Annotated in this window: 25 protein-coding genes; 21 read left to right on the top strand and 4 right to left on the bottom strand. The window is 64.1% G+C overall.

Going from position 1 to position 25259, the window contains the following annotated elements; genetic code table 11:
• Nucleotides 1-8: 8 nt before the first annotated feature.
• Complete coding sequence (locus BMI91_RS04800) at nucleotides 9-692, bottom strand: aspartate/glutamate racemase family protein (RefSeq protein ID WP_078604125.1); 684 nt, start codon at nucleotides 690-692, stop codon at nucleotides 9-11.
• A gap of 467 nt (nucleotides 693-1159) precedes the next feature.
• Between BMI91_RS04800 and BMI91_RS04795 the strand changes: the two genes are divergently transcribed.
• The 7 genes from BMI91_RS04795 to BMI91_RS04765 all read left to right on the top strand — a co-directional run bounded on the left by BMI91_RS04795 (nucleotide 1160) and on the right by BMI91_RS04765 (nucleotide 8824).
• Nucleotides 1160-2086, top strand: coding sequence for an ABC transporter permease (locus tag BMI91_RS04795; RefSeq protein ID WP_208607944.1), 927 nt, complete (start codon nucleotides 1160-1162; stop codon nucleotides 2084-2086).
• Between the two features lie 167 nt (nucleotides 2087-2253).
• A complete protein-coding gene (locus BMI91_RS04790; protein WP_078519926.1) occupies nucleotides 2254-3186 on the top strand; it encodes a sugar-binding protein in 933 nt (310 codons plus the stop codon).
• Between the two features lie 65 nt (nucleotides 3187-3251).
• Nucleotides 3252-4754 (top strand): sugar ABC transporter ATP-binding protein, encoded by a 1503-nt coding sequence (locus BMI91_RS04785; protein ID WP_078604124.1) that lies wholly within the window; start codon nucleotides 3252-3254, stop codon nucleotides 4752-4754.
• 46 nt (nucleotides 4755-4800) lie between these two features.
• On the top strand, nucleotides 4801-5694 hold the full coding sequence (locus tag BMI91_RS04780; protein ID WP_078545721.1) for an NAD-dependent epimerase/dehydratase family protein: 894 nt from the start codon (nucleotides 4801-4803) through the stop codon (nucleotides 5692-5694).
• A 122-nt stretch (nucleotides 5695-5816) separates the two neighbouring features.
• Nucleotides 5817-6842, top strand: a complete 1026-nt coding sequence (locus tag BMI91_RS04775) for a LacI family DNA-binding transcriptional regulator (protein WP_078604123.1) — start codon at nucleotides 5817-5819, stop codon at nucleotides 6840-6842.
• A 43-nt stretch (nucleotides 6843-6885) separates the two neighbouring features.
• Complete coding sequence (locus BMI91_RS04770; protein WP_078519922.1) at nucleotides 6886-7728, top strand: SDR family NAD(P)-dependent oxidoreductase; 843 nt, start codon at nucleotides 6886-6888, stop codon at nucleotides 7726-7728.
• 7 nt (nucleotides 7729-7735) lie between these two features.
• Nucleotides 7736-8824, top strand: coding sequence for a tartrate dehydrogenase (locus BMI91_RS04765; RefSeq protein ID WP_078604122.1), 1089 nt, complete (start codon nucleotides 7736-7738; stop codon nucleotides 8822-8824).
• A 137-nt stretch (nucleotides 8825-8961) separates the two neighbouring features.
• Here the strand turns inward: BMI91_RS04765 and BMI91_RS04760 are convergent, their stop codons facing one another.
• Both BMI91_RS04760 and BMI91_RS04755 read right to left on the bottom strand, forming a co-directional pair.
• Nucleotides 8962-9543: a nucleotidyltransferase family protein gene (locus BMI91_RS04760; RefSeq protein ID WP_158522090.1), complete on the bottom strand. Its 582-nt coding sequence runs from the start codon at nucleotides 9541-9543 to the stop codon at nucleotides 8962-8964.
• Between the two features lie 17 nt (nucleotides 9544-9560).
• Entirely contained in the window at nucleotides 9561-9872 is a 312-nt protein-coding gene (locus BMI91_RS04755) for an NIPSNAP family protein (protein ID WP_078519919.1), read from the bottom strand.
• A 142-nt stretch (nucleotides 9873-10014) separates the two neighbouring features.
• On the opposite strand from BMI91_RS04755, the gene BMI91_RS04750 reads away from it, so the two are divergent.
• From BMI91_RS04750 to sigJ, 14 genes are all read left to right on the top strand, one after another.
• The gene (locus BMI91_RS04750) at nucleotides 10015-10776 is read left to right on the top strand and encodes a TetR/AcrR family transcriptional regulator (protein WP_208607943.1); all 762 of its coding nucleotides are present in this window, start codon (nucleotides 10015-10017) and stop codon (nucleotides 10774-10776) included.
• A gap of 239 nt (nucleotides 10777-11015) precedes the next feature.
• Nucleotides 11016-12347, top strand: a complete 1332-nt coding sequence (locus BMI91_RS04745; RefSeq protein ID WP_078604120.1) for an extracellular solute-binding protein — start codon at nucleotides 11016-11018, stop codon at nucleotides 12345-12347.
• A 131-nt stretch (nucleotides 12348-12478) separates the two neighbouring features.
• Nucleotides 12479-13324, top strand: coding sequence for a carbohydrate ABC transporter permease (locus BMI91_RS04740; protein ID WP_208607942.1), 846 nt, complete (start codon nucleotides 12479-12481; stop codon nucleotides 13322-13324).
• A 1-nt stretch (nucleotide 13325) separates the two neighbouring features.
• Complete coding sequence (locus BMI91_RS04735; protein WP_208607941.1) at nucleotides 13326-14291, top strand: carbohydrate ABC transporter permease; 966 nt, start codon at nucleotides 13326-13328, stop codon at nucleotides 14289-14291.
• Nucleotides 14292-14304: 13 nt separating this feature from the next.
• Nucleotides 14305-15414 carry an ABC transporter ATP-binding protein gene (locus BMI91_RS04730; RefSeq protein ID WP_078604119.1) on the top strand — a complete coding sequence of 370 codons (1110 nt, stop codon included), beginning with the start codon at nucleotides 14305-14307 and terminating at the stop codon, nucleotides 15412-15414.
• A gap of 4 nt (nucleotides 15415-15418) precedes the next feature.
• Nucleotides 15419-16288, top strand: coding sequence for an FAD binding domain-containing protein (locus BMI91_RS04725; RefSeq protein WP_078545733.1), 870 nt, complete (start codon nucleotides 15419-15421; stop codon nucleotides 16286-16288).
• Complete coding sequence (locus BMI91_RS04720) at nucleotides 16285-16782, top strand: (2Fe-2S)-binding protein (RefSeq protein ID WP_078604118.1); 498 nt, start codon at nucleotides 16285-16287, stop codon at nucleotides 16780-16782. Before BMI91_RS04725 ends, BMI91_RS04720 begins: the two co-directional genes overlap by 4 nt.
• Complete coding sequence (locus BMI91_RS04715; RefSeq protein ID WP_078604117.1) at nucleotides 16779-19157, top strand: xanthine dehydrogenase family protein molybdopterin-binding subunit; 2379 nt, start codon at nucleotides 16779-16781, stop codon at nucleotides 19155-19157. The genes BMI91_RS04720 and BMI91_RS04715 overlap by 4 nt, the downstream gene beginning before the upstream one ends.
• The gene (locus tag BMI91_RS04710) at nucleotides 19154-20047 is read left to right on the top strand and encodes an NAD(P)-dependent oxidoreductase (RefSeq protein WP_078604116.1); all 894 of its coding nucleotides are present in this window, start codon (nucleotides 19154-19156) and stop codon (nucleotides 20045-20047) included. The genes BMI91_RS04715 and BMI91_RS04710 overlap by 4 nt, the downstream gene beginning before the upstream one ends.
• Nucleotides 20047-20637, top strand: coding sequence for an SRPBCC family protein (locus BMI91_RS04705; RefSeq protein ID WP_078569669.1), 591 nt, complete (start codon nucleotides 20047-20049; stop codon nucleotides 20635-20637). The genes BMI91_RS04710 and BMI91_RS04705 overlap by 1 nt, the downstream gene beginning before the upstream one ends.
• 11 nt (nucleotides 20638-20648) lie before the next feature.
• A complete protein-coding gene (locus BMI91_RS04700) occupies nucleotides 20649-21821 on the top strand; it encodes a M20 aminoacylase family protein (RefSeq protein ID WP_078604115.1) in 1173 nt (390 codons plus the stop codon).
• 10 nt (nucleotides 21822-21831) lie between these two features.
• A complete protein-coding gene (locus tag BMI91_RS04695) occupies nucleotides 21832-22752 on the top strand; it encodes an XdhC family protein (RefSeq protein ID WP_158522088.1) in 921 nt (306 codons plus the stop codon).
• Nucleotides 22753-22994: 242 nt separating this feature from the next.
• Nucleotides 22995-23447: a carboxymuconolactone decarboxylase family protein gene (locus BMI91_RS04690; RefSeq protein WP_198453254.1), complete on the top strand. Its 453-nt coding sequence runs from the start codon at nucleotides 22995-22997 to the stop codon at nucleotides 23445-23447.
• Nucleotides 23434-24363, top strand: a complete 930-nt coding sequence (gene sigJ / locus BMI91_RS04685) for an RNA polymerase sigma factor SigJ (protein WP_078604112.1) — start codon at nucleotides 23434-23436, stop codon at nucleotides 24361-24363. Before BMI91_RS04690 ends, sigJ begins: the two co-directional genes overlap by 14 nt.
• A 350-nt stretch (nucleotides 24364-24713) precedes the next feature.
• Here sigJ and BMI91_RS04680 read toward each other — a convergent pair whose 3' ends face one another.
• Nucleotides 24714-25112 (bottom strand): c-type cytochrome, encoded by a 399-nt coding sequence (locus BMI91_RS04680; protein ID WP_244176548.1) that lies wholly within the window; start codon nucleotides 25110-25112, stop codon nucleotides 24714-24716.
• Between the last annotated feature and the right edge of the window lie 147 nt (nucleotides 25113-25259).

Raw genomic sequence — 25259 nt, 5'->3', positions numbered from 1 at the left:
AGGCGCGATCAGCGCGCCAGACGTCTTGCGGCATGGGCGATGCCCAGCGTCGGGCTGGTCAGAACCGGCGGGTCATCCTCGCTCGGTTCGAGCCGTTCGAGCGCGCGTGCCATCGAGGCCTGTGCCAGAACCACCACGTCGTTTTCGCGGGCGAGCCGGGCGATGCCTTCGGCCACCCGCGCGTCATGTCCTTCCCGGTCGCCCGATTGCAGCGTCTCGAAGGCGCCCTCGACGACCTCGCTCGTGATGGTGCTGTCCGCCCCGGCCTCGCGGCTGACGCGTTCGACCAGCTCGACGGTGGGTGTCAGGGTCGATTGCAGGGTTGCGAGCACGCCGATGCGGCGGCCTTTTGCGACGGCCTCCTGCGCCATTCCCTCGTCGATACGGATGAGCGGGACGGGGCAGAGCGGTGCGATACGTTCGACTGCGCCGCCGAGGCTGGAGCAGGTCACGAGCACGGCTTCGGCCCCCGCATCGACCGCCGACCAGATCATGCCCGTCAGGCGTCGCGCCGTCATCGGGCTGACCGATCCCTCGCGGATCGTGAGGCGCAGAAGGCTCTCGTCGAGCATGTTGAACACTTTCCAGTCGGGCAGGTGCTCCTGCGCCAGACCTTCGAGTTCCGGGATCAGCCCGGCGACGGTGTGGATCATCGCCAGGGGGCGGGGTGATTCGTAGCTTTCGTCGGTCATCGGCGGGCTCCTTTGTTGCGGTCGGGGTGCTCTCGCCCCGGTGGCTATGACAGCGCTGTCATGTTTTGCGAGTATCACCACGGACCCGGCTCGATGACAAGCCGGAATGTCTCAAGACCCTTGTTTGAAACGCTTTGGCGGGGCTCGGAACTACGTTCCGCCGGGGAGGGCGCGTCGTTCCGACACCTGTCCTGAGACAAGTTTTTGTTATTTGCTGATTGACAAGTCGTCTTTGCAGTTCGCAATATGACAGCGCTGTCACCGGAGAAATGGCAGCGCTAGCATTTTCGGGCGTATCCCCGTTCGACCCGCCAGCCCCTCACCGACGAGATCGGTTCCGGGATGAGCGAGTGGAACGTCGGGGATGCGGAGAAGGGAGGGGCGTTTTGGCACTGTCGGAAAATTCGGTCACGCCATCGGAAAGGAAATCCATGCGAGTCCTGCATCAATTGCTTCAACTGCGTCACATGCGTGAATTCAACGTTCTGATCGCGTTGATCCTGATGGGGCTGCTGATCAGCCTGTTCACACCGTATTTCCTGACCGTGTCGAACCTGATGGGCGTGTCGCGGGCATTCTCGCTGACGGCGATCATGAGCATCGGCATGGTGATGGTCATCATCACGGGCGGGATCGACCTGTCGGTTGGCTCCGCGATGGGGCTTGCCGGTCTGATCACGGCGCTCTGTTTCGACGCGGGCTATTCGCAATATGCGGCGGTGGCTGCGGGGCTCGGTGTCGGGCTTGCCTTCGGGCTGACCAACGGGCTGCTGATCACTGCGATCGGCCTGCCGCCGTTCATCGCCACGCTCGGCACGCTGAGCATCGGTCGCGGCCTTATGTACATGATCACCCACGGCGTGCCGCTGACCCCGGAGACGCCCGAGAGCTTCAGCTTTCTGGGGCAGGGCTATGTCGGCCCGGTGCCGGTGCCGGTGGTCATCCTGCTCGTGCTGACGCTCATCTTCACGGTCATCATGACCCGGACCCGCTTCGGTCGGCACGTCTACGCCACGGGCGGCAACGAGAACGCGGCGCGTCTGAGCGGGGTGAAGGTTCAGCGCGTCAAGCTCGCGGTCTACGTCCTGTCTTCGACGATTTCCGCGCTGGCCGGCGTCATCGCCTTCTCGCGTTATCTTTCGGCGGAACCGGCGTCCGGCTTTGGCTCGGAACTTGAAGTGATCGCCGCGGCCGCAATCGGCGGGGCGAGCCTCGCGGGCGGTATCGGCTCGGTGCTCGGTGCGGTCATCGGGGCTGCCCTGATCGGTGAGATCGCCAACGGCGTCGTGCTGCTCAACATCAACACCTATGCCCAGCAGGCCATTACCGGCGGCGTGATCCTGATCGCGGTCAGCCTCGACGTGCTGCGCAATCGGATGGGCGGGCGCGGCTGAGCCGCGCCGTCCGGGAAGGAACAAGATCAAGAAGCCGGACCGCGTCTCGAAGAGGAGAGAGCGGCGCGAGATCCGGACGAAGAATGCCCCGGTGCGGGGCGTGAAACCGAAACTGCATCAACAACAGGGGCCCGCCGCGGTTGGTTGGGTCCGGAGGAGGAGACAAGATGCGTATTGCAATGAAAGCCGCCGCTGCGGTTCTGGCCCTGGCAACCGGTATGGGGACCGCAGCGTCCTATGCTCAGGACATCACCGTGGCGCTCGTGCCGAAAGTGGCCGTTCCGTTCTTCGACGACTGCAACACCGGTGGCGCGGAAGCGGCCAATGAACTGGGCGTGAAGTATCAGTGGGTTGTGCCCGCGAACACGCAGGGTTCGACGCAGGTCAAGATCATCGAGGACCTGATGGCGCGCCATGTCGACGGGATCGGGATCTCGGTCAACGAGCCGAAATCGGTCGAAGGGATCATCAAGCAGGCCACCGATGCGGGCATCAAGGTCGTCACCTTCGACAGTGACAGCGCCAACAGCTCGCGCAGCATGTATATCGGCACGATCAACAAGCAGGCTGGCGTGACCATGGGCAAATCCATGGCGGAAGCGCTCGGCGGCAAGGGTGAAGTGGCGATCGTCACCGGTCAGCTCGGCGCCTCGAACCTGAACGAGCGGATCGACGGCGTGAAGGAAGCGCTGGCGGACTATCCCGACATCAAGCTGGTCGCGACCGAAGGCACCGAGGATGACCTCGCCCGCGCCGTGTCGGTGACCGAGGCGCTCCTGCGCGCCAACCCGAACCTCTCGGGCATCTTCGGCATCAGCCAGGTCGGTGGCCCGGCCGTGGCGAAGGTTCTCGCACAGCAGGAATTCGCGGATAAGAAAGGCCAGCTGAAGGTCTTTGCCTTCGACGATCTGCCCGACACGATCAAAGGCGTGAAGGAAGGCTTCATCGACGGCATCATGGTGCAGCGCCCGATCACGATGGGCAAGCTGGCGGTCGAGCATCTCGTGGCCCAGATCAAGGGTGAAGAGACCGACCCGCAGAACATCGACACCGGTGTGACCGTTGTGACTGCCGACAACCTCGACAGCTACACCAAGTAATCTCCGACAAGACCTGGGCGGGGCCAAACGCGGCCCCGCCCGACATTCTTCAGCCAGAGGCCGCGATGAAACCGTTTCTCGAAATGATCGGCATTTCCAAGACCTTTCCCGGGGTGAAGGCGCTGGACCACGTCGACCTGCATCTCAATTCCGGAGAGGTGCATGTGCTGGCGGGCGAGAACGGCGCCGGCAAGAGCACCCTGATGAAGATCATGACCGGCGTGCTGCGCGCGGATCCGGGCGGCGAGATCCGGGTCGAGGGCGAACCCGTCGTCATCAAGAACCCGGTCCATGCCCGGTCGCTCGGCATCTCGATCATCTACCAGGAACTCGCGGTGGTGAATAATCTCACCGTCGCCGAGAACGTCTTTCTCGCGCGCGAGCCGCTATTGCCCACGGGCCTGATCGACCGCGCCAAGATGAATGCGGACACCCGCGCGGTGCTGCACGAGCTTGGCGTGGAAATCGATCCCGAAGCGATGGTCGGCACGCTTTCGATCGGCCAGAGACAGCTGATCGAGATCGCCCGCGCCATCTCCTACAATTCCAAACTCATCATCATGGACGAGCCGACCGCGTCGCTCAGCCACCACGAGGCATCGACGCTGTTGCGCATGTCGCGCAAGCTGGCCGCGCAGGGTGTCGGCATCGTCTTCATCTCGCACAAGCTCGAGGAAATCTTCGAGATCGCCGACCGCGTCACCGTGCTGCGCGACGGGCGCACCGTGGATACCCGGCCCGTGTCCGAGATGACGAGCGACCTGCTGGTGCGCCTGATGGTGGATCGCGAACTCGACCAGCTGTTCGGCCATCACATCTCCCACGCGACCGACGAGGTTCTGATGTCGGTCCGCAATCTCACCGAGAAGCGCGTGAAGGACGAAGGCGTCTTCGTGCGCGACGTCGATTTCGACCTGCGTCGCGGCGAGGTGCTGGGCTTCTTCGGTCTGGTCGGCGCCGGGCGGACCGAAGTGATGGAGATGATCTTCGGCAGCCGCCCCCATAGCGGCGAGATTTCGATCAATGGCAAACCGACGCGGATTTCCTCTCCCTCGGACGCGATCGAGCATGGGCTCGGATTTGTGACCGAGGATCGGCAGTCGCGCGGGCTTGTTCTCGGCATGTCGGTGCGCGAGAATTTCTCGCTGACGCATCTGAGTGACTATTGCAGCCTCGACTTCGTGAACCGTCGCAAGGAAACCGCGGCCTGTGCGGATTACATCCGCGCGCTGGGCATCAAGACACCGTCGCCCGAGCAGAAGGTGCTCAACCTGTCGGGCGGCAACCAGCAGAAGGTCGTCTTGGCGAAATGGGCTGCGCGCCGCCCGCAGATCCTGATCGTCGACGAACCGACGCGCGGGATCGACATTGGCGCGAAGGCCGAGGTCCACACGTTGCTGGGCAAGATGGCCGAGGAGGGCATGTCGATCATCGTGGTCTCTTCGGACCTGCCGGAGATCCTTGCGATCAGCGACCGTGTGATCGTGCTGAAGGAGGGGAAGATCAGCGGTGAACTGACCCGAGAGAACGCCACGCAGGAGAGCGTGATGCTGGCGGCGACCGGCTGAGGCCGTCCCGTCGAACCAAATGTGAATGAACGAAACGGAGACTGAAATGACCAAGCGCGTAGTATTTACAGGCGGAACCGGCAAGGCTGGGCGTCATGCGGTGCCGCATCTGCTAAGCAAGGGCTACGATGTGCTCAACGTCGACCTCAAGCCGCTCGACCTGCCCGGCGTCAACACGCTGATCACCGATGTGACCGACAGCGGCGCCGTGTTCAACGCGCTCACCACCCACCACGATTTCGGCGGGTTCGAGAAAGGCGCGCCGCCGTCGCCGCCCGATGCGATCGTGCATTTCGCCGCGATCCCGCGCGTGCTGATCGAGCCCGACAACGTGACCTATCAGGCCAATGTCATGAGCACCTACAATGTGCTCGAGGCGGCAATGAAGCTCGGCGTGCGCAAGGTGATCATCGCTTCGTCCGAGACGACCTACGGCGTGTGCTTCGCCGAGGGCGACAAGGATTTCCACTCCTTCCCGCTCGAGGAAGATTACGACAGCGATCCGATGGACAGCTACGGCCTCTCCAAGGTCTGCAACGAAAAGACCGCCCGCGCTTTCGCCGCCCGCTACGGCGCGGATATCTATGCGCTGCGCATCGGTAACGTGATCGAGCCGGATGAATACGGCATGTTCAAAGGCTTCCTTAAGGACCCGATGAGCCGCAAGCGCAACGCCTGGAGCTATATCGACGCCCGCGATCTGGGTGAGATCGTGCATCTGTGCATCGAGAAGGACGGGCTGGGCTATCAGGTGTTCAACGCGGTCAACGACACGATCACCGCCGATATGCCGACCACCGAGTTCTTGAAAAAATATTGCCCGAACACGCCGATCACCCGCGAGATGGGCGCCGACGAGGCGCCGATTTCGAACCGCAAGGCGCGCGAGGTTCTGGGCTTCAAGGAAGCGCATCCGTGGCGCAAATACGTGGAGGTATGATCGCCACGGTCCCCGCGATGTTTTTAGCGCCCATGCACGTATGGCCTATGAAAACGCTGCCGCTAGGTGCATTTCTGGGTCATTGACTCGGGCTTGCCCGAAAGGAATTGGAGGAAAGCGTCATGGGGACCAAGCAGCGATTGCCTGACCGCAAAAGCAAGATCACGGTGCGCGAGGTCGCGCGCCGTGCCAATGTCAGCGAGTCGACGGTATCGCGGATCATGCGCAACAAGGGGCTCGTCGCCGAGTCCACCCGCGAGAAGGTGATGGAGACGGTCCGCGCGATGGGCTACGTCCCCAACCGCATCGCGGGCTCGCTGGCCTCGCTCGACTCCTTCCTCGTGGGCGTCGTCATCCCCTCGCTCTCCAACATCGTGTTCCCGGAGGTTCTGCAGGGCGTCCATGCCGGGCTCGACGGAAGCGACCTGCAGCCGGTGATCTCGACCACGGATTACAATGTCGACCGCGAAGAGGCCGTCGTGCGCGGCATTCTCAGCTGGAAACCCGCCGCGATCCTGCTCGCCGGGTTCGACCACACCGACGCCACCCGCAAGATGCTCGAGCAAAGCGACATCCGCGTCGTCGAGATGATGGATATCGACAGCACGCCGATCGACATCGCGGTGGGTACCTCGCATCGCCGCGCGGGCCACGCGATCGGTCGCCACCTGATCTCGCGCGGCTACCGCCATTTCGGCTATGTCGGCCATGACTGGAACGCCGACCGCCGGGCGCGGCTGCGCTATGACGGGTTGTGCGAGGCGCTGTCCGAAGCGGGACTCTCGATCGAAGCGCATGCGATCGACGACGGACCCAGCTCGGTCGGGACGGGCCGGGAGCAGACCGCGCGCCTGCGTGCGTCGGCCCCGAAGATCGACGTCGCGGTCTATTCCAACGACGACATGGCCGTGGGCGGCGTCTTCCACTGCCTTGCCGAAGGTATCAGCCTGCCTGACCAATTCGCCATATTCGGCTTCAACGGTCTCGATATCGGCAAGGAGCTGCCCCAGCCGCTCTCGACCGTCCGCTCGAACCGTTATCTCATCGGCAAGAAGGCGATCGAGGAGGTTCTGGCCTCGCCCGAGCGCCCGTCGACACCCACCATCATCGACACTGATTTCGAGGTCTTCGCCGGCGCAACCGCCTGAGGCGCGCCGATCTCGGACACCGAACGAAAAAAGGAGAAATCCCATGCATCCCGCTCTCGCCAAAGGCAATGTCGCAGTCGTCACCGGAGGGGCCTCGGGTATCGGCCTCGCCGCCGCCCGCCACCTCGCCGGGCTGGGGATGCGTGTCTGCATCGCCGATCTGCCGGGGGCTGCGCTCGAAGCCGCCTACGACGCCCTGATCGCTGCGGGCGCGGCGGCGGCCGACGTGATGACGCAGGCCACCGATGTCTCGGACCGGGCGCAGCTCACGGCGCTCGCCGACGAGGTCTGGGCGCATTTCGGGCCGGTCAATCTGCTGATGAACAATGCGGGCATGCAGCCCGGCAGCTCGATCTTCGATGCGGAAGGCAACTGGGACCGCATCCTCGACGTGAACATGGGCGGGATCATCCGTGGCAGCCAGATCTTCGCGCCGCGCATGATCGCCTCGGGCGCGCCGGGCCTGATCGTCAATACCGGCTCCAAGCAGGGCATCACCACGCCTCCGGGCGATCCGGCCTATAACGTGTCGAAGGCTGGCGTGAAGGCCTTCACCGAGGCCTTGCAGCACGAGCTGCGCAATCGTGAGGACTGCAAGGTCGAGGCGCGGCTGTTCATCCCGGGCTTCGTCTACACGCCGCTCACCGCAGGCGGGCGCACCGAGAAACCCGCCGATGCATGGACGCCCGAGCAGGTCGTGGAGTTTCTCTTCGACTCGATCGAGCGCGGCGATTTCTACATTCTGTGCCCCGATAACGACGTGGATCGCGCTACCGACGTGAAGCGCATCCTCTGGGCGGCGGGCGACATCACCGAGAACCGCCCGCCCTTGTCGCGCTGGCATCCCGATTACGGTGACGCCTTCAAGGCGTGGTTGAAGAAGTGATGCGGCCATGACGACCCGGGTTCATCGTATCGCGGCCATCCCCGGCGACGGGATCGGGCCGGAGGTGGTCGACGCGGCATTGACGGCGCTTGACCACCTGAGCCGCCAGACCAACGCGTTCCGGCTCGAGGTCGACCGCTTCGACTGGGGCTCGAAACGCTTTCAGCGCGAGGGCACATTCATGCCCGCAGATGGGGTCGATGCACTGCGAGCCTATGACTCGATCCTATTCGGCGCGGTCGGCGCTCCGGACGTGCCCGATCACCTGACGCTCTGGGGGCTGCGCCTCGCGATCTGTCAGGGGCTCGATCAATATGCGAACCTGCGGCCCACCCGTATCCTGCCGGGCCTGTCGAGCCCGCTTGCGGGTGTCGGTCCGGAAGATCTGGACTGGCTGATCGTGCGCGAGAACTCCGAGGGCGAATATGCGGGGCAGGGCGGGCGCAGCCATCGCGGCCAGCCGCATGAGGTCGCTACCGAGACCGCCATCTTCACCCGCACCGGCGTCGAGCGCATCATGCGCGTGGCCTTCTCGCAGGCTCAGGCGCGCCCGCGTAAGCGTCTGACGGTGGTGACGAAATCCAACGCGCAGCGCTACGGGTTGGTGCTGTGGGACGAGATCGCCGCCGAGGTCGCGACCGAGTTTCCCGACGTGACATGGGACCGGATGCTGGTCGACGCGATGACCGTGCGCATGACGCTCGGCCCGCGTTCGCTCGACACGATCGTCGCCACGAACCTCCACGCCGACATCCTCTCGGATCTGGCAGCGGCGCTCGCGGGCTCCATCGGCATCGCCCCCACGGCCAATCTCAACCCCGAACGCGCCGCGCCGTCGATGTTCGAGCCGATCCACGGCTCGGCCTTCGATATCACCGGCAAGGGCGTCGCCAATCCCATCGGCACCTTCTGGAGTGCTGCAATGATGCTGGGGCATCTGGGAGAGACCGAGGCCGAGGCGCAAATGATGCGCGCGATCGAGGTCGTGACAGCCGATCCCGAGAGTCGCCCGCGCGACCTCGGCGGCACAGCCAGCACCGAGCAGGTTACGGAACGGCTCTGCCGCGCACTCGATGAGATCGGGACGAAAAGCTGAAAATTACGGACGGGCGTTGGACGCTGTCGTCTCTTGTCGGTCTTGAGAGCCGAGCGCATGGGGAGTGGGCTCACGCAAGCCGAACTCGCGTCCGCGCCAGGATCAGTTTCCCGACAATACGCGCCCTGGAGAACGTGTCAGGCACGATCCTCACGCCTGACGTTAACCCGATGATGGCGGAGGTCTTCGGGCGTGTCGATGTCACTCGCCTCTTCGGCTGAAAGGGGGATGAGCGACTTGGGCGGCAGGGCGCGCAACAGCTCCCGGGCGCCGTGATCTCCGTCCTGATCGGGTGCGTGTCTCGAGTCCTGCGCGGTCAGAAGCGCCGGCGGCATCGGGATACCGTCGAAGGTGCAGGCGCGGCTGCCGCCATCGCTATTTACCAAGGCGCGGAGCGTGTCGGTTGAAACGAAAGGCATGTCGCCCAGCACGAACAGCGCACGTTCTGCCCGGCGGCTCGTTGCGACGCCGCGCGCCGCTCGCCAGCTCTCGGAGAGCGGCAGGCCCGGTGCCACGTGATGCACCTTGAACGACGGCGGGAGAGAAACGGCGACCCTCTCGGAAGAGACGATCGCCACGAGCGCATCGCATCCCGACGCCTCGAGCGCGCGCGCCGCTGCCAGCACCAAAGGGGCGCCGTTCCAATCTGCAAGAAGCTTGTCCCGAGCGCCGAACCGACGCGAGGCGCCGGCGGCGAGGAGGATGCCAAGCGTGCGCATGGTGGCCCGGGCCCGGATCAGTCGAGCGGCGAGAAGGCCGCGGGCTGCAGGAAGATGCTCTCTTGATGCACGAGATAGGGCAGGATCTTGGGCACGAAAGCCTGCCATTCCGGGTCAGCGCCCAGCTTGGCGCGTTGCGCGCTGCGGTGGCCGTAATCTTCATAGGCCCAGAGGAAGGTGACCGCGTTGAGTACGCCGCTGTCGCTGACCCAGCATCCGGCAAGCTTCGCGTATTGGGTGATGATGTGCAGGCCCTCGGCTTCATAGAGCTTGAGGAACTCGGGCGCCTTCCCGGGGGTGATGCGGTAGGTTCTTTGTTCGTAGATCATGTTGGACTCCGGCGTGAATGGCAGAAAATCGCGGGCACTGACGTCCCGTCACGCGCCGAAGCTACGACCAAACTTTGGGTTTTCGCAACACATAAGTCGTCAAGTGACGAAAAGATACTTTGCCTTCGCGCGGAATGGGCTAATGTATGAACCTGAAGTCGTTGCGTCCGGCGTCGGAATGAACAACAAAGGATGCCAAGAGGAAAACGTGCAGACCAAGCCCAAAATGACTGAAGGTTCGTCCAAAACGAACGGCGCCGGAAATAAGCCCGGCTCGCCGCAAGGCGCTGTGCGCATGCCGTTCAATGAGCGTCGCGCTCAGATCTTGGACGTCGCCACCGAGTTCTTTGCGGAGAACGGGCTTGCGGGGCAGACGCGCCAATTGGCGGAGAAATGCGGCATCTCCCAGCGTCTTCTCTATCGCTTCTTCCCGACCAAGGAAGACCTGCTCAAAGAGGTCTATAACCGAGAGATTCTTGGTGCTTTCAAGGCCGTCTGGTTCGTTGAGCTTCAGGATCGTTCGCAGCCCATGGCCGTGCGCCTCGACGCATTCTATCGCGACTATCTTCAGTCTACCTTGACCCGGAAGTGGTTGCGACTGTTCCTTTATGCCTCGCTGGCCGAGGCGAATATGGCGCCTGACTACATCGCGGCGATTGTCATGCAGTTGCTGGAGACTGTGATGCGCGAAGTTGCGCATGAGCGGGGCGTAGAGCTGCCGGAAGATCCCGCATTGCTCCGCGAAATGGCGTGGACGTTGCACGGTGCGATCTCTCACTACGCGATTCGACGCCATATCTATCAAAGCAGCCTGTCGCTCTCCGAAGACCAGGTGGTAACGATGCATGTTCGCGTGTTCCTCGCGGGATTCGAGGACATGGTCGAGGTGTGCAGCGGCCGCTGAGCGCTGCAATCCACTACATTTTCCCTGATTTCGCCTGCGGAGGCTTCCGCGGGCGCTGAAATTTTGTGCGATTTCCGTTGCGGAAGGGAAATCCTCACTTTTTCGTTTGTCGTCAGTTGACGAATAAATAAATCGCCAATAGCGTCGGTTCCCATAAACAAGATCAACAGGGACGGCTTGCTGCAGGTTGGGCTTTGAACGGGCTCGGGCTGAGGCGGCCATGCAAAAGGAATCGAAAGATGCTCAAGGATAAGACGCGCCGTCTCGGGCGCCGGGATTTCCTCCGCTACTCGGCGGCGGGCGCAGGGGCGCTGATGGCGCCGGGTCTGGTTCGTCCGGCCAAGGCCGAAACGGCCGCGCTGACGATGCACACCTGGTCGGCCGCGGTCGACACCGTGCAGAGCCACCTCAGCGCCTTCACCAAGGAAACCGGGATTCCGGTCAATTACGGTAACTCGCCCTGGGCCCAATACCGCGAGGGCATGGTCGCGAAATTCGTGGGCGGTGCGCCGCTCGACGCGATGTGGGTGTCGGATTCCTGGCTGCCCGAATGGGCCGAAGCCGGCTGGATCGCCCCGGTCGACGAGTTCGACAGCCTGATGAAATACAACGCCGAGGCCGAGGATTTCTGCACCGACTCCATGACCTATGGCGGTCGTCAGTACGGCCTGACTTATTACACCGACTACATGGCCTTCTTCTATGACGAGGCGAAGCTCAAGGAAGCCGGCTTCGACGCGCCGCCGGAAACCTGGGATGAGCTGGTCGAGCAGTCGCTCGTCATGAAAGAGAAGGGCATTGCCGACTATCCGATGATGCTCGCGATGGCGCAGGAAAGCTGGCTGATCGAGTTCATCTCGACGCTGGTCTACTCGCATGGTGGCCGTCTGGTCGACGACAACGGCATGGCCGTGATGCAGGACCCCAAAGAGGGGGCCGTCGAGGCGCTGAGCTGGGTCGTCGATGCGGTCAACAAGCACGAGATCGTCTCGCCCGCCTGTGTCGAGACCGGCGAACTGGCTGGCCTGAAATCCTTCGCAGCGGGCAACCACGCCTTCGCGATGGTCGCGAAATACCGTCTGCGGATGCTCAACGATCCCGAGCAGTCGCAGATCGCGGGCAATGTGAAGCAGGCGATGATGCCGCAAGGCCCGAACGGCTCTCACGCGACGGTCGGCTGGATGCGTTTCCACGGCATGTCGGCGCAGGCTGCACAAGACAAAGAACGCGCCGAGAATGCCGCGAAGCTGATCGAATGGTTCGGCGGCAAGGCGGATGGCGCCTACACGTTCCAGAAACTCCTGTTCCTCGATATCGGCGCCGGGTTCGGCGTGAAGCCGCTGTTCGAGGATCCCGAGATCCGCGCGGCCTACGACTCCTATGGCGATGTCGACATGATCCAGGCTCAGCAGGCGCTCGCTCGCAAGAAGGACACGGTGACCCCTTGGTTCGGCGAGTGGAACGACACCAATGGGTCGGCCTGGCAATCGGCGATCCTCGGCAATGTCGATCCCGCCGGAGCGGTCAAGAAATCTGCCGATCTGTGGAACGAGCTGAAGGACAGCTACTGAGCAGGTGCGGCGGGCCTTTCTAAAAGGCCCGCCGACTGTCGGGCAGGGCAACGGGAGAGCATGACGTGGCGAATGCAATGACACGGGCGACACGCCCGAAATGGCGAGTGGGATACGAGGAGCGCAGCGCCATGCTGTTTCTTGCTCCTGTCATGGCCGTTCTGGGCGCGGTTGCGGTCTTCCCGATCGCCTATTCGCTTTATATCAGCTTCTTCAGCATCAAACTGACGCGTCCGAACCGGACCCCCTTCGTCGGGCTGAAGAACTATACCGATCTTCTCGGCGATGAGGCGTTCTGGGGCGCGGTCTGGCGCACGGTGAGTTTCTCGCTCGTCTCGGTCACCGCGATTGCTTTCATAGCCTTGCTTGTCTCGCTGCTGCTGAACCAAGAATTCCGCGGGCGTCGTATCCTGTCGACGATCCTTCTGGTGCCGTGGGCGATCCCCTATGTCGCGAACGCGCTGATGTGGAAATGGATCTACGATTCCAGCTATGGCGCGCTGAACGGCCTGCTCTACCAGCTCGATTTCATCGACAAATACATGGTCTGGCTGGGGGATCAGGACAAAACGCTGTTCCTGATTGCCAATGCCTTCGTCTGGAAGGAAGTGCCGCTGGCGACGATCCTTCTGCTGGTCTCGCTCAAGTCGATCCCGTCCGATCTCTATGCGGCGGCGCGCGTCGATGGAGCGACGGTCTGGCAGCGCTTCGTGCATGTCACCCTGCCGGCGATGAAGCCCGGTTTCATGCTGGTGATGATCTACGAGACGATGATGGCGATCCGCCATTTCGACCTGTTCTTCATCCTGACCGAGGGCGGGCCCGGCAGCGCGTCGCATGTGCTTTCGTGGCACATCTATGTCGAGACCTTCCGCAACCTGTCCTTCGGGAGCGGTGCTGCGATGTCCTACCTCCTCGCAATCGCGACTTTCGCACTCTCCTACCTCTTCATCCGAACGCTGGGGCGCAAGATCTGACATGAGCGATATGCCTATCACCCCGCCTGTCGACACGATCGACTACCGCCGCCGCCAGAAAATCGGGCGCATCGTGCAGCGCTTGGTGATCGTGGTTTCCGCGATCGTCCTTGCGGCCTACATTCTCGCCCCGGTGTCCTGGCTCGTCTCCTCGGCGTTCCAGACCGAGACCGAGATCGTCTCGATCCCGCCGCACTGGATTCCCGAAGAACCGACCCTGCGCAATTTCGAGGCGATCTTCTCCGCCGGGAACGACGAGCCCGTCACCTACGAGACGCGCTCGGGCGCCGATCCGGCTGCCGGTGACTTCATCCCCTCCACCGCAGAGAATCTCCTGCCGTCGATGGCCAACAGCCTGATCGTCTCGATCCTGGTGGTGATCCTGAACCTGCTCGTCGGGGTGCCGGCCGCCTATGCGATCGCGAAAATCCGGTTCTGGGGACGCAACGCGTCGGTCTATTTCATCCTGATCACGCGGGTGATCCCCGATATCGCGCTGGTCGTGCCGTTCTTCCTGGTGATCCGCAAACTCGGGATGCTCGATACGCTCGGATCGCTGGTGATCACCTATCTCGCGATCACGGTGCCCTTCACGGTCTTCATCCTGATCCAGTATTTCGAGGGCCTCCCGGACGAGCTGGACAAGGCCGCGCGGGTCGATGGCTGTTCGCGGCTCCAGGCGCTGATCAAGGTGTTCCTGCCGCTCTCGCTGCCCTCGCTCGTCGCCGTGGTCCTCTTTACCTTCCTTACCAGCTGGAACGAATTCCTGCTCGCGCTGATGTTCACGCAGACCTCCGCGTCGCAGACCCTGCCGATCCTGCTGGCCTCGTTCACCTCCGATTTCACGGTGAGCTTCTCCTTCCTCAACGCCGCTGGCGTCCTGGCGGTCGTGCCGCCGGTGATCGTCGCCATCGTCTTCGAACGCTACATCGTTTCCGGTCTGACCGCCGGGGCTGTCAAAGGTTAGAAAGGACAAAGTCTTGGCCCGGATCCGCTTCACCAACGTAAACAAGAAATACGCCAACGGCTTCCATGCCGTGCGCGATCTCAACCTCGATATCGAGGATCGCGAGTTCATCGTCCTGCTCGGCCCCTCGGGCTGCGGCAAATCCACGACCCTCAACATGATTGCAGGGCTCGAGGAGGTCTCGGACGGCGATCTGATCTTCGACGAGCAGGTCGTGAACTACGTCCCCCCGCACAAGCGCGACGTCGCGATGGTGTTCCAGAGCTACGCGCTCTACCCGCACAAGACCGTCTACGACAATATCGGCTTCGGGCTGAAAATGCGCAACGCGTCGAAGGAAGAGATCGACGAGCGCGTGCAAGACGCCGCGAAGAAGCTCGAGATTTCGCACCTGCTCGACCGCCGTCCGTCGCAGCTGTCGGGCGGCCAGCGTCAGCGTGTGGCGCTGGGGCGGGCGATGGTCCGTGACCCGTCGGTCTTCCTGATGGATGAGCCGCTGTCGAACCTCGACGCGGCGCTGCGGATCTCGATGCGGGCAGAGATCAAGGAACTCCACCGCGCGATGGAGACCACCTTCGTCTACGTGACCCACGATCAGGCCGAGGCGCTCACGCTCGCGGATCGTATCGTCGTGATGAATGACGGGGTCGTGCAGCAGATCGGCACGCCCGACGACATCTACGAGCGCCCGGCGAACACCTTCGTGGCGTCGTTCCTCGGCAGCCCGCCGATCAACTATTTCGACGGCGTGCTCGAGGCCGGGCCGGATGACGAGATGGCCTTCGTTCGCGATGGGTTGCGTCTCGTGCTGCCGGCAGATCACGCGGCGCGCCTGAAAGGGCAGGAGGGGCGCGCGGTGCGACTGGGTATCCGGGCCGAGGATGTCGCAGAAGGCACTGCCGAGCCGGGATACAATGCCCTCAGCGGCACCGTGAACTCAGTGCTTCCGGTTGGCTCGGATCAGTATCTCGGCATGGATTTCGGCGGCGAGGAGCTGTTCTTCCGCGTCGGCAAGGATCTGCGCCATGCGTTCGGCGAGAGCATCACCCTCGCGGTGGACCTCAACCGCCTGCATGTCTTCGACCGCGAAACCGGTCAGTCGCTGATCTGGAACGCGGCCTGACACGATGAAACCCGCCCCTTTCACCTACCACCGGCCTGCGAGCCTTGCCGAGGCATTGGCGCTGTTGCGCACGCATGGGCCGGCGGCCAAGCCGATCGCCGGAGGGCAAAGCCTAGGGCCGATGCTGAATATGCGGCTGGCGCGCCCGGGCCATCTGATCGATCTCAACGATCTGATCGAGTTGGACCGCGTGCGGGTGAAGGAGGACATGCTGGAGATCGGCGCGCTGACGCGCCATCACCGGCTGGCCAATGCGCCGGAAGTGCAGCGGAGCTTGCCGCTCCTCGGTGCCGCTGCCGCCTCGATCGGGCATTACGCGATCCGTCAGCGCGGTACGATCGGCGGCAGCCTCGCCCATGCGGACCCCGCTGCCCAGTTGCCGCTGATCGCGGTCACGCTGGGTGCGACGCTGGTGATTTCGGGACCGGCAGGCACGCGCGAAGTCGCCGCCGCCGATTTCCTGCAATCGATCATGACGGTAGATCTGCGCGATGGCGAACTCATCACCGCGCTGCGCTTTCCGCTCCCCGTCGGCGATCGGTGGGCCTTCGAGGCTTTCTCGCGCCGTCACGGCGATTTCGCGCTGGTCAGCGTCGCGCTCAGTTTCGCGCGCGACGCGGAGGGCAAGATCGATGCGCTGCGGCTCGGGCTCGGCGGCGTCGACACCGTCCCGCTGCGCCTGCCCGAGATCGAGGCGCGCGCGCAGGGCAGGCTGGCCGACGAAGACACCATTCGCGACCTCGCTGCCGCGACTGCTGCGGCGATCGCGCCCGAAGACAGCGAACAGGTGCCCGCGGTCTATCGCCGGGAACTTGCCGAAACGCTTGTCATTCGCGCGTTCCAGTCCGCTCTGACCCGGGAGGAGGGTGCATGACCGCTCCGACACACGACCCCCTGACGCTTTCGCTGAGCGTGAACGGCGAAACCCACGACGTTCGGGTGCCCGCGCGCAAGCTGCTCTCGGATGTGCTGCGCGACGACCTCGGCCTGACCGGTACCCATGTCGGCTGCGAACACGGCGTCTGCGGCGCCTGCACCGTGCTGATCGACGGCCGCCCCGCGCGCGCCTGCCTGACCTTCGCCGCCCAGATGGAGGGCCACGAGGTCACGACGGTCGAGGCCACGGGACGGCCTGATGCGCTCTCGGCGCTTCAGCAGGCGCTGCACGAGGAACATGGGCTGCAATGCGGTTTCTGCACGCCCGGTATTGTGGTGACCTTCGAGCATTACCTGCGCGAGAACCCGGACCCCACCGCAGAAGAGGTGCGCGATGTCCTGTCGGGCAATCTGTGCCGCTGCACGGGCTATCAGAATATCGTCGCCGCCGTGCTAAAAGCTGCGGCCCGGATGCGTGGAGAGGCGGCATGAGCGGCGATTTCACCGAGATCGGTCGCGCCCTGCCGCGCAAGGAAGATCGGCGCCTCGTCTCCGGTCGCGGGCGTTATCTCGACGACCTCGCCTTTCCCGGCGCGCTGCATGTGAGCTTCGTGCGTTCGCCCCACGCCCATGCGCGCATCCTCGACATCGACAGCGCCGAAGCCGCTGAAATGCCGGGGGTCGTGGGGATTTTCACCGGGCGCGATCTCGATCAGATGACGACGCGGCTGCGCCTCGCACCGCCGATCGAGGGGCTGCAGCCGACCGAACTGACGACGCTTCCGATCGACAAGGTCCGCTTCCACGGCGATCCGGTGGTCTGCGTCGTCGCGACCGATCGTTACCTCGCCGAGGATGCCGCGGAATGTGTCAGTGTCGAATATGACCAGCTTCCGGCGGTGACCTCGATCACCGAGGCCTTCGCACCCGATGCCGCTCTGGTCGACGACAGCCTGACCAGCAACATGGTCTCGCATCAAAGCCTGTGCGTAGGCGATCCTGCCGCGCGCCGGGCCGAGGCGCATCGCGTCGTCGAGGCCCGTTTCTCGCTCCATCGCCACACCCATGTCCCGCTGGAGACGCGCGGCTGCGTCGCCGATTGGGATGACGGGCGCGCGCATCTGAACATGCATATCGGCAATCAGGTCCCGCACCCGTTGCGCAGCCAGCTTGCTGCGCGGCTGGGTCTGTCGGAAAGCCAGGTTACGGTGATGAGCCCCGATGTGGGCGGCGCCTTCGGTCAGAAGATCGCGCTCTATCGCGAGGAACTCACGGTCGCGGCTCTGTCTCGACACCTGCGCCGCCCGGTTCGGTGGCGCGAGGATCGGATGGAAAACCTGATGTCCGCCGCCCATGCGCGGGAATACGAGTGTCGCACCCGAGCCTCGGTCAGCGAAACCGGACGGATTCTCGGTCTCGAGTTGGAGATCGACGAGGATTTCGGCGGCTACTGCTTCTACCCGGCCAACTATATGGCCCGCGTCATCGCCCTGATCATGACCGGTCCCTACCGGATTCAGGACTACGCCTATGAGGTCCGCGTCGCGCTGACCAATAAATGCGGCGCAGGCCCGATGCGCGCGCCCATGGCGATCACGAGCTGGGTGATGGAGGGCACGATCGACGCCATCGCCCGCGACCTCGGTCTCGACCCGGTCGAGGTGCGCCGTATCAACGCGCTCGGCCCGGAGGATCTGCCCTACAAGATGCCCACGGGCGAACTTCTCGAAGATGTCAGCCCACGGGAAACGCTCGAGATCGCCGTGGATGTGATTGATGTCGCGGCTTTCCGCGCGCGGCAGGCGCAGGCGCGCGCTGAGGGGCGCTATCTGGGGCTCGGGCTGTGCACGGTGATCGAGAGCACGACCTATGGCTCGGAATTCTACAAATCCGCCGGCATCCCAGGATCGGGCCATGAATCGGCTTGGGTGCGGATCGAACCGAGCGGGGCGGTCAACGCCTCCGTCGGGCTGATGGGCACTGGGCAGGGCTACGAGAGCCCGCTTTCGCAGGCGGTGGCCGAAGGGCTCGGCGTGCGCTCGGAAGATGTCACGGTCCATATGGGCAACACCGATATCGCACCCTACGGCATGGGCAGCCGCGGCGGACGCGGCGCGACTGCCGGGGGCGGGACGCTTTATCTCTGTGCGCTCAAGGCGCGCGAGCGGGTGCTCGCGATTGCTGCCTCGATGCTCGATCTCAACGATGCTGGCGGGCTGCGCATGCGCGCAGGCCAGATCGAACGGATGATCGGCGACGACTGGCAGGGCACTGGCCTGGCGCTGGTCGATATCGCGCGGCGTGCCTATCTCGATCCGCTGGCGCTTCCCGAAGGGATCGCGCCGGGGCTCGATTTCTCGCATAGCTACGACCCGCCCGCGATGACCTATTCCAACTCGACCCATGCCTGCGAGGTCGAGGTCGACCCGCAGACCGGGGCTATCACCATCGACCGCTATCTCGTTGCCGAGGATTCCGGCACCGTTCTCAACCCGATCGTCGTGCGCGGCCAGCAGCAGGGCGCGATCGCGATGGGGCTGAGCGGCGCGCTGCTCGAACAGGTGATCTACGACGGCACGGGGCAGAACCTCTCCGCGACGCTCGCCGATTACCTCGTGGCCTCCCCGAACGAACTGCCGAAATTCGAAATCCTGCATCACAACACGCCGAACCGCCGGACCCCCGCGGGGATCAAGGGCATGGCCGAAGGCGGCGTGATGGGCGCGATCGGCGTGCTCGCCAACGCGGTGAGCGATGCGCTCGCGCCGCGCGGCGTGACGATCGAGCGTCTTCCGCTGACCCCCCAATCCATTCGCGCGCTCCTGCGGGAGGCCGCGCCCAGCTCAACGAAAAGGACCCAGCCGTGACAGAAGAGAAACTCAGCGTCGGCTTCATCGGACTCGGAATCATGGGCCAGCACATGGCGGGGCATATCCTCGCCGCGGGGCATCCGCTCAACATCTACAACCGCACCCGCGCCAAGGGCGACGCCCTCGTCGCGAAGGGGGCGACGTGGTGTGACAGCCCGGGCGCCGTGGCCGAGGCCAGCGATATCACGATCACCATCGTGGGCTACCCCGCCGATGTCGAACAGGTCTACCTCGGTGAGGAGGGGATCATCGGCAAGGCGCGCCCGGGCTCGGTGCTGATCGACATGACCACCTCGAGCCCCGCCCTGGCCGGGAAAATCGCGCAGGCGGCTCTCGCGCGCGGCCTCTCTGCGCTCGACGCCCCGGTCTCCGGCGGCGATGTCGGCGCGAAGGCGGGCAAGCTCGCGATCATGCTGGGCGGCGATGCGCGGGCGTTCGAACGGGTCCTGCCGGTGCTGGAGCTGATGGGCGGGAATATCGCGCTGATGGGCAAGGCGGGCGCTGGGCAGCACACCAAGATGGCCAACCAGATCGCCATCGCCTCGACCATGCTCGCGGTCGCGGAAAGCATCAGCTACGCGCGCGCCGCCGGTCTGGATCCGATGCAGGTTCTCAAAGTCATCGGAACCGGAGCCGCGTCGAGCTTCCTGCTCAACGGGCTTGGACCGAAGATGGTGGACGAGGATTTCGCGCCCGGCTTCTTCGTCCACCACTTCGTCAAGGACATGTCCATCGCGCTGAGCGAAGCCGAAAGACTGGGCCTCGAACTGCCGGGCCTGTCGCTGGCGCGCAGCCTCTATGGCAAGCTGGTGGATGACGGCTTCGGCGAAGAGGGCACGCAGGCGCTCTACCGTGCCTATAACGCGATCCATGCGGAGGCCGGGTGATGCGGTTCGAAGGCGATCACCTGATCCCGGCCGATCCCGAAACGGTCTGGCGCGGGCTCAACGACCCCGAGGTGCTGCGCCGCGCGATCCCGGGTTGCGAAGCGATGGAGCAGACGGGTGAGGCCGAATATACCGCCACGGTCGTGGCGCGGGTCGGCCCCGTCTCGGCCAGCTTTCGCGGCAAGGTGGAGCTGAGCGATCTGGTTCCGCCCGTGTCCTACCGGATCACCGGGCGCGGGCAGGGCGGGCCTGCGGGCTTCGCCAAGGGCGGCGCGGAAATCAAGCTCGCGCCCGAAGGCGAGGGCACGCGTTTGTCCTATGTCGCCGATGTCGAGGTTGGCGGTAAACTGGCCGCGGTCGGCGGGCGGTTGATCCAGGGCGTGGCGCGCAAGAATGCCGAGGATTTCTTCAACGCCTTCTCGCGGGTCGTGACCGGCGAGGCTGAAGAGACCGCTCCGTCAAGCGAAGGCGCCGCCCCGACGGGCGCGGTGGCCACTGCGGCGGCTGGACATATCCCGCTGATCGATCGCGTGGCGTGGCTTCTGGTCGGTCTTGGCCTCGGGCTTGGGATCTGCTGGCTCTTTGGTTGAAAGGACGCGCGATGAATATCACCCCGGCGATCAAGGCGATGGAAGACCAGTTGGTCGAATGGCGGCACGCGCTGCATCGCCGCCCCGAACTGGCCTTCGAAGAACACGAGACCGCCGCCTTCATCGCGGCTGAGTTGCGCGCGTTCGGACTTGAGGTCCACGAGGGGCTGGCCGGGACCGGGGTGATCGGCGTTCTGCGAAATGGCGAGGGGCCGACCGTCGGCCTGCGCGCCGATATCGATGCGCTGCCGATCTCCGAACTGACCGGGGCGGACTATGCCTCCGAGATCCCCGGCAAGATGCATGCCTGCGGTCATGACGGTCACACCACGATGCTGCTGGGCGCCGCGCAGGCAATGGCGGCCGATCCACCGGGGCCCGGCACGGTGGTGTTCATCTTCCAGCCCGCCGAGGAAAACGAAGGCGGCGCGCGGGTGATGATCGAGGATGGGTTGCTTGACCAGTTCCCGCTCGACAGCACCTTTGCGCTGCATAACTGGCCGGGCCTCGAGGCGGGCAAGATCGCGATGCGCGCGGGCCCCGTCATGGCCGCATTCGACACGTTCGAGCTGAAGGTGATGGGCAAGGGCTCGCACGGCGCGATGCCGCATGAGGGGATCGACCCGATCACGCTGGCCGCGCAATTGCAGATGGCCTGGCAGACCATCGTCAGCCGCGCGGTGGATCCGACCGATGCGACGGTGATCTCGGTCACGCAGATCCATGCGGGCCACACGCTCAATGTGATCCCCGACGAAGTGACCCTGCACGGCACTGTGCGCACCCTGCGCCCCGCGACGCGCGATTTCGTTCAGGCCGAGATGACGCGCCGCGCCGAAATGATCGCCGAGGCATTTCATGCCAAGGCCGAGCTGATCTATCAGCGTCGCTACCCGGCCACGATCAACGATGCCGAGGCCGCCGAAACCGCACGCCGCGCCGCCGAGGCCATCGTGGGACGCGACGCGGTGCAGGTCGATTACGCACCCAGCATGGCGAGCGAGGATTTCGCCTTCCTGCTGGAGAAGGTGCCCGGCGCTTACGGCTGGATCGGCAATGGATCGGCCGAGGGCGGGCGCAACCTGCATAGCCCACATTACGATTTCAACGATGCGATCCTGCCGCTGGGCGTGCAGTTCTTCGTCGAGGTCGCGCATCGCGCGCTGGCTGGGTCGAACGATTGAGGGGCCAGCCGTGACCCATCCCGCCGCGCAAGATCCGTGGTTCGAACTGGCAAGGTCCGACGTACCCGGCGCGATCGCGGTGATCTCTGCCATCGAAGGTCCGGCCTATCGCAATGTCGGCACCGCGATGGCGATCTTGCCGGATGGTCGGCGCTTCGGAGCGCTCAGCTCAGGTTGTATCGAAGAAGATGTGGTCGAACATGCGCGCGCGGCGCTGGCCGACGGGCAGGTGCGCAAGCTGCGCTATGGGGCCGGTTCGCCCTTTTTCGATCTGAAGCTGCCCTGCGGCGGCGCGCTCGAGGTTACGGTGATCCCCGCGCCGGACCGTTCTTTGCTTCGCGAGCTTGCGGCAAGGCGGGCGCGCCGCGCGGAGGCGGCCTTGGGACTGAGCGCCTCGGGTGGCTTGCGTTTGATGCAGGAAGACGAGACCCCCGACGCGCCGGGAGAACTGCGTATCGCCTTTCGCCCCGAGCCGCGCTTCGTGATCTTCGGCGCCGGCGCTGAGGCGGTGTTCTTCGCCGATCTGGTGCGGGCCACCGGCGCGCCGCATCTTTTGCTCACGCCCGAAGATGCCACTTTCGCCAATGCCGAAGGTGCAGGCTGCACGGTGCGCAGGTTGGACCGAAGCGCGATCCCCTCAGACGTGGCCATCGACGCGCGCACGGCGGTGATCCTTCTGTTTCACGACCACGATTGGGAGCTGGATATTCTCGAGGCGGCGCTCGCAACCCCCGCATTCTACATCGGGGCACAAGGCAGCGTGCGCACGCAAAGCCGGCGGCAGGAAGGTTTGCAAGCTCGCGGTATCGACGCGGCGACGCGCGCGCGGGTTCATGGGCCGATCGGGCTGATCCAATCCGCGCGCGATCCGCGGCTGCTGGCCGTGTCGGTGCTGGCCGAGGTGCTTGAAGACGTGCAGCGCGACGTTTGAAATTCGCGGGTGCTGGCCCGAACAAGCCGCCGCGAATTGCATCTACGTTAAAATGCCCCGCGCGACCAAAGCTTCGACCGAGTTCGTCCTTTCCGGCGCATGGCTTTGGCGAAAAGGCGTAGGTCCCCTTAGGCTCCAGACCCGGCGACCTGAACAGAGAGATTTTCTTTCCGCCTGTCACAAAGCGGGGGGCTGTCTCGTCTTCTGGTATATAACCCAAGGAGATGCCGATGACGCCCCGAATGAACTACTACGAAGCAGCCCCCGAGACGATGAAGGCCATGAGGGCGGCCGAGGAGGCGACGAAGGAGCTTTCGATTTCGCTTATGCTGCGGGAGCTTATCAAGATGCGCGTGTCGCAAATCAACGGATGCGCTTATTGCCTCGATATGCATGCGCCTGCAGCGCGGGAGGCGGGTGTGTCGCAGCAAAAGCTCGATGTGCTGGCGGCCTGGCGGGAAAGCCCTGCGTTTGACGAACGCGAATGCGCCGCACTCGATTGGGCCGAAGCCCTGACAAGGATCGAGCAACAGGGCGCCTCGGAGGAAGTCTTCCAGCGCCTCAGAAATGTTTTCACGGAGCGCGAATGCGTGGACCTGACTTTCGCTGTTACGTTGATTAACGCGTGGAACCGTTTCGCGATCGGGTTCCGGTCGACCCACAAGATCAGAGAGCGCGATCATGCCGTTGCCTGAGACACAGCAGGTTTTCGAAAGGGAGCGCCGCCGCTTGGCGGGGCTCGCCTATCGAATGACCGGCTCAGTCTCGGAGACGGAAGACATCCTCCAGGATGCGGCGCTGAAACTGCAAACCGTCGGACTCTCCGGCATCGAACGTCCGGCGCAATGGCTGTCGACCGTCGTCACGCGCCTTTGCCTCGACCATCTGCGATCGGCGCAGAAGAGGCGGGAAACCTATGTGGGGGCGTGGCTGCCCGAGCCGATTGTCACCGACCATGCGGCGGATGCCGAAAGCGATTGGATCCTGACCGAAGATGTGGGGATCGCACTCCTGCTCACGCTCGATCGACTATCGCCCGAGATGCGCGCAGCGTTCATTCTTCGCGACGGGTTCGATTACAGTTTCGACGAGATCTCGGCGGTCGTCGGCCAGTCTTCCGCAAATTGTCGGCAGCTGGTCTCGCGGGCAAGACGCAAGCTTGCCGGTGCCGATCAGAGCACGCCGGAACGGGCAGAGGAGACCCACCCGCTTGTCGCGGCATTCTGGGCCGCAAGCCGCGAGGGCGACATGGATCGGCTGCTGGAAATCTTCGCTGAAGATATCGAGGTGCATACGGATGGCGGCGGCAAGGTTCCGGCGGCGATCAACGTGCTGAGAGGGAGCCGGAACGCCGCGCGCTTCTTCGAAGGCTTGGCCCGGAAGGGCAAGCTGACGTCTGGGCCTGTACCGAGACCGCAGTTGATCAACGGAGCAACAGGATATGTGGTGCGGGAAAATGGCGTCCTGCAAACCACGGCCTTCGCGGTTCATTCCGGCAAGATCAAAGCAATATGGATTGTCCGAAACCCCGAGAAGCTGCGGCATGTTCACCGTGCGGCGGAAGGATTTCCACTCGAAGGGTCGCGCCCTCCATGCTGTTCGGCCGATTGATGTGGACTAAGCCACATCGTGGGTTTCGTCTGGCATGACCGCGGACATCAAGAAGCCGGACGCGCGGCCCGGCTTCCTGCCTCGTGTGTGATCAGGCCAGCTGGCCTTCGAAGACGCTCTGCAGCTTGTCGACGGGAATGATGCCCGTCTGGCCGTAGAGGTCGACGTGATCGGCGCCGTCGATGATCATCAACCCCTTCCGCCCGCCCGCCCGTCGCCGCGCCGAGGGCATTGGCGAGTTTGAAGGCCGCCATCTTCATCGCGCCAAAGCGGTAGCGACAGGCCGCGCGCCCGCCGATCAAAGTGCCGGCACAGATGCCGAGGCCCAACACCATCTGTGCGCGAGGGCGCTACTGCTGTATCGAGGCCAGATAATAGATGAGAGACAGGATGCGCCCCCGGGCCACCATGTCCGCCGTTTCTCCGCGCTCGCTGGTCGCCGAGGCCGCGTAACGGTCCCCCCAGACCGGCATCTTGCTGCCATGCGCCCGCATCTCGTTTCGCCCATCTATCATGCGAAGCGCGTAGTCGAACGGGAATTCGCCGTTGCCCTTCTTCGCCGCAAGGCTTGTGAGGTCGGGTGTCTGAATATCCAGCAGCCCTGCCAGCGGGCCATTCCCTTTCGCTGACTCGCCATGACATCCAGCGCAGGCGACCATGTATTCCTCGCGACCGGCATCCTCCTGCGCCAGAGCGTTTGTTGTCAGCAGCAGGAGCGCTGCCATGCTTGAAATCACCACACCGTTCATTGCTTTCTCCTCCTCCCAGGATTTCGAACACTTCCCAGCAAATCAGGTGATCGAATTCGCGCACTGACCGGCGTCAATGACATGTCGCTATGCCTGCTGGCGGATCAAGCGCCTCGGAAGCGGATCGGAGGGGGCTGGACGACCGGA

Source organism: Thioclava sediminum, from assembly GCF_002020355.1.
Lineage (GTDB): Bacteria > Pseudomonadota > Alphaproteobacteria > Rhodobacterales > Rhodobacteraceae > Thioclava > Thioclava sediminum.
Note: the sequence above shows the minus strand (reverse complement) of the source record. Positions and strands in the feature narration are given on the sequence as shown.

Excerpts from the sequence above, each read along its gene's own strand:
- BMI91_RS04700 (WP_078604115.1), top strand. The coding sequence starts at position 20,649 with ATGAATATCACCCCGGCGATCAAGGCGATGGAAGACCAGTTGGTCGAA.
- BMI91_RS04740 (WP_208607942.1), top strand. The coding sequence starts at position 12,479 with ATGCTGTTTCTTGCTCCTGTCATGGCCGTTCTGGGCGCGGTTGCGGTC.
- BMI91_RS04755 (WP_078519919.1), bottom strand. The coding sequence starts at position 9,872 with ATGATCTACGAACAAAGAACCTACCGCATCACCCCCGGGAAGGCGCCC.
- BMI91_RS04735 (WP_208607941.1), top strand. The coding sequence starts at position 13,326 with ATGAGCGATATGCCTATCACCCCGCCTGTCGACACGATCGACTACCGC.
- BMI91_RS04780 (WP_078545721.1), top strand. The coding sequence starts at position 4,801 with ATGACCAAGCGCGTAGTATTTACAGGCGGAACCGGCAAGGCTGGGCGT.
- BMI91_RS04800 (WP_078604125.1), bottom strand. The coding sequence starts at position 692 with ATGACCGACGAAAGCTACGAATCACCCCGCCCCCTGGCGATGATCCAC.
- BMI91_RS04745 (WP_078604120.1), top strand. The coding sequence starts at position 11,016 with ATGCTCAAGGATAAGACGCGCCGTCTCGGGCGCCGGGATTTCCTCCGC.
- BMI91_RS04785 (WP_078604124.1), top strand. The coding sequence starts at position 3,252 with ATGAAACCGTTTCTCGAAATGATCGGCATTTCCAAGACCTTTCCCGGG.
- BMI91_RS04765 (WP_078604122.1), top strand. The coding sequence starts at position 7,736 with ATGACGACCCGGGTTCATCGTATCGCGGCCATCCCCGGCGACGGGATC.
- sigJ (WP_078604112.1), top strand. The coding sequence starts at position 23,434 with ATGCCGTTGCCTGAGACACAGCAGGTTTTCGAAAGGGAGCGCCGCCGC.
- BMI91_RS04725 (WP_078545733.1), top strand. The coding sequence starts at position 15,419 with ATGAAACCCGCCCCTTTCACCTACCACCGGCCTGCGAGCCTTGCCGAG.
- BMI91_RS04770 (WP_078519922.1), top strand. The coding sequence starts at position 6,886 with ATGCATCCCGCTCTCGCCAAAGGCAATGTCGCAGTCGTCACCGGAGGG.
- BMI91_RS04720 (WP_078604118.1), top strand. The coding sequence starts at position 16,285 with ATGACCGCTCCGACACACGACCCCCTGACGCTTTCGCTGAGCGTGAAC.
- BMI91_RS04750 (WP_208607943.1), top strand. The coding sequence starts at position 10,015 with ATGTATGAACCTGAAGTCGTTGCGTCCGGCGTCGGAATGAACAACAAA.
- BMI91_RS04705 (WP_078569669.1), top strand. The coding sequence starts at position 20,047 with ATGCGGTTCGAAGGCGATCACCTGATCCCGGCCGATCCCGAAACGGTC.
- BMI91_RS04680 (WP_244176548.1), bottom strand. The coding sequence starts at position 25,112 with ATGAACGGTGTGGTGATTTCAAGCATGGCAGCGCTCCTGCTGCTGACA.
- BMI91_RS04795 (WP_208607944.1), top strand. The coding sequence starts at position 1,160 with ATGCGTGAATTCAACGTTCTGATCGCGTTGATCCTGATGGGGCTGCTG.
- BMI91_RS04690 (WP_198453254.1), top strand. The coding sequence starts at position 22,995 with ATGAACTACTACGAAGCAGCCCCCGAGACGATGAAGGCCATGAGGGCG.
- BMI91_RS04775 (WP_078604123.1), top strand. The coding sequence starts at position 5,817 with ATGGGGACCAAGCAGCGATTGCCTGACCGCAAAAGCAAGATCACGGTG.
- BMI91_RS04760 (WP_158522090.1), bottom strand. The coding sequence starts at position 9,543 with ATGCGCACGCTTGGCATCCTCCTCGCCGCCGGCGCCTCGCGTCGGTTC.
- BMI91_RS04790 (WP_078519926.1), top strand. The coding sequence starts at position 2,254 with ATGCGTATTGCAATGAAAGCCGCCGCTGCGGTTCTGGCCCTGGCAACC.
- BMI91_RS04715 (WP_078604117.1), top strand. The coding sequence starts at position 16,779 with ATGAGCGGCGATTTCACCGAGATCGGTCGCGCCCTGCCGCGCAAGGAA.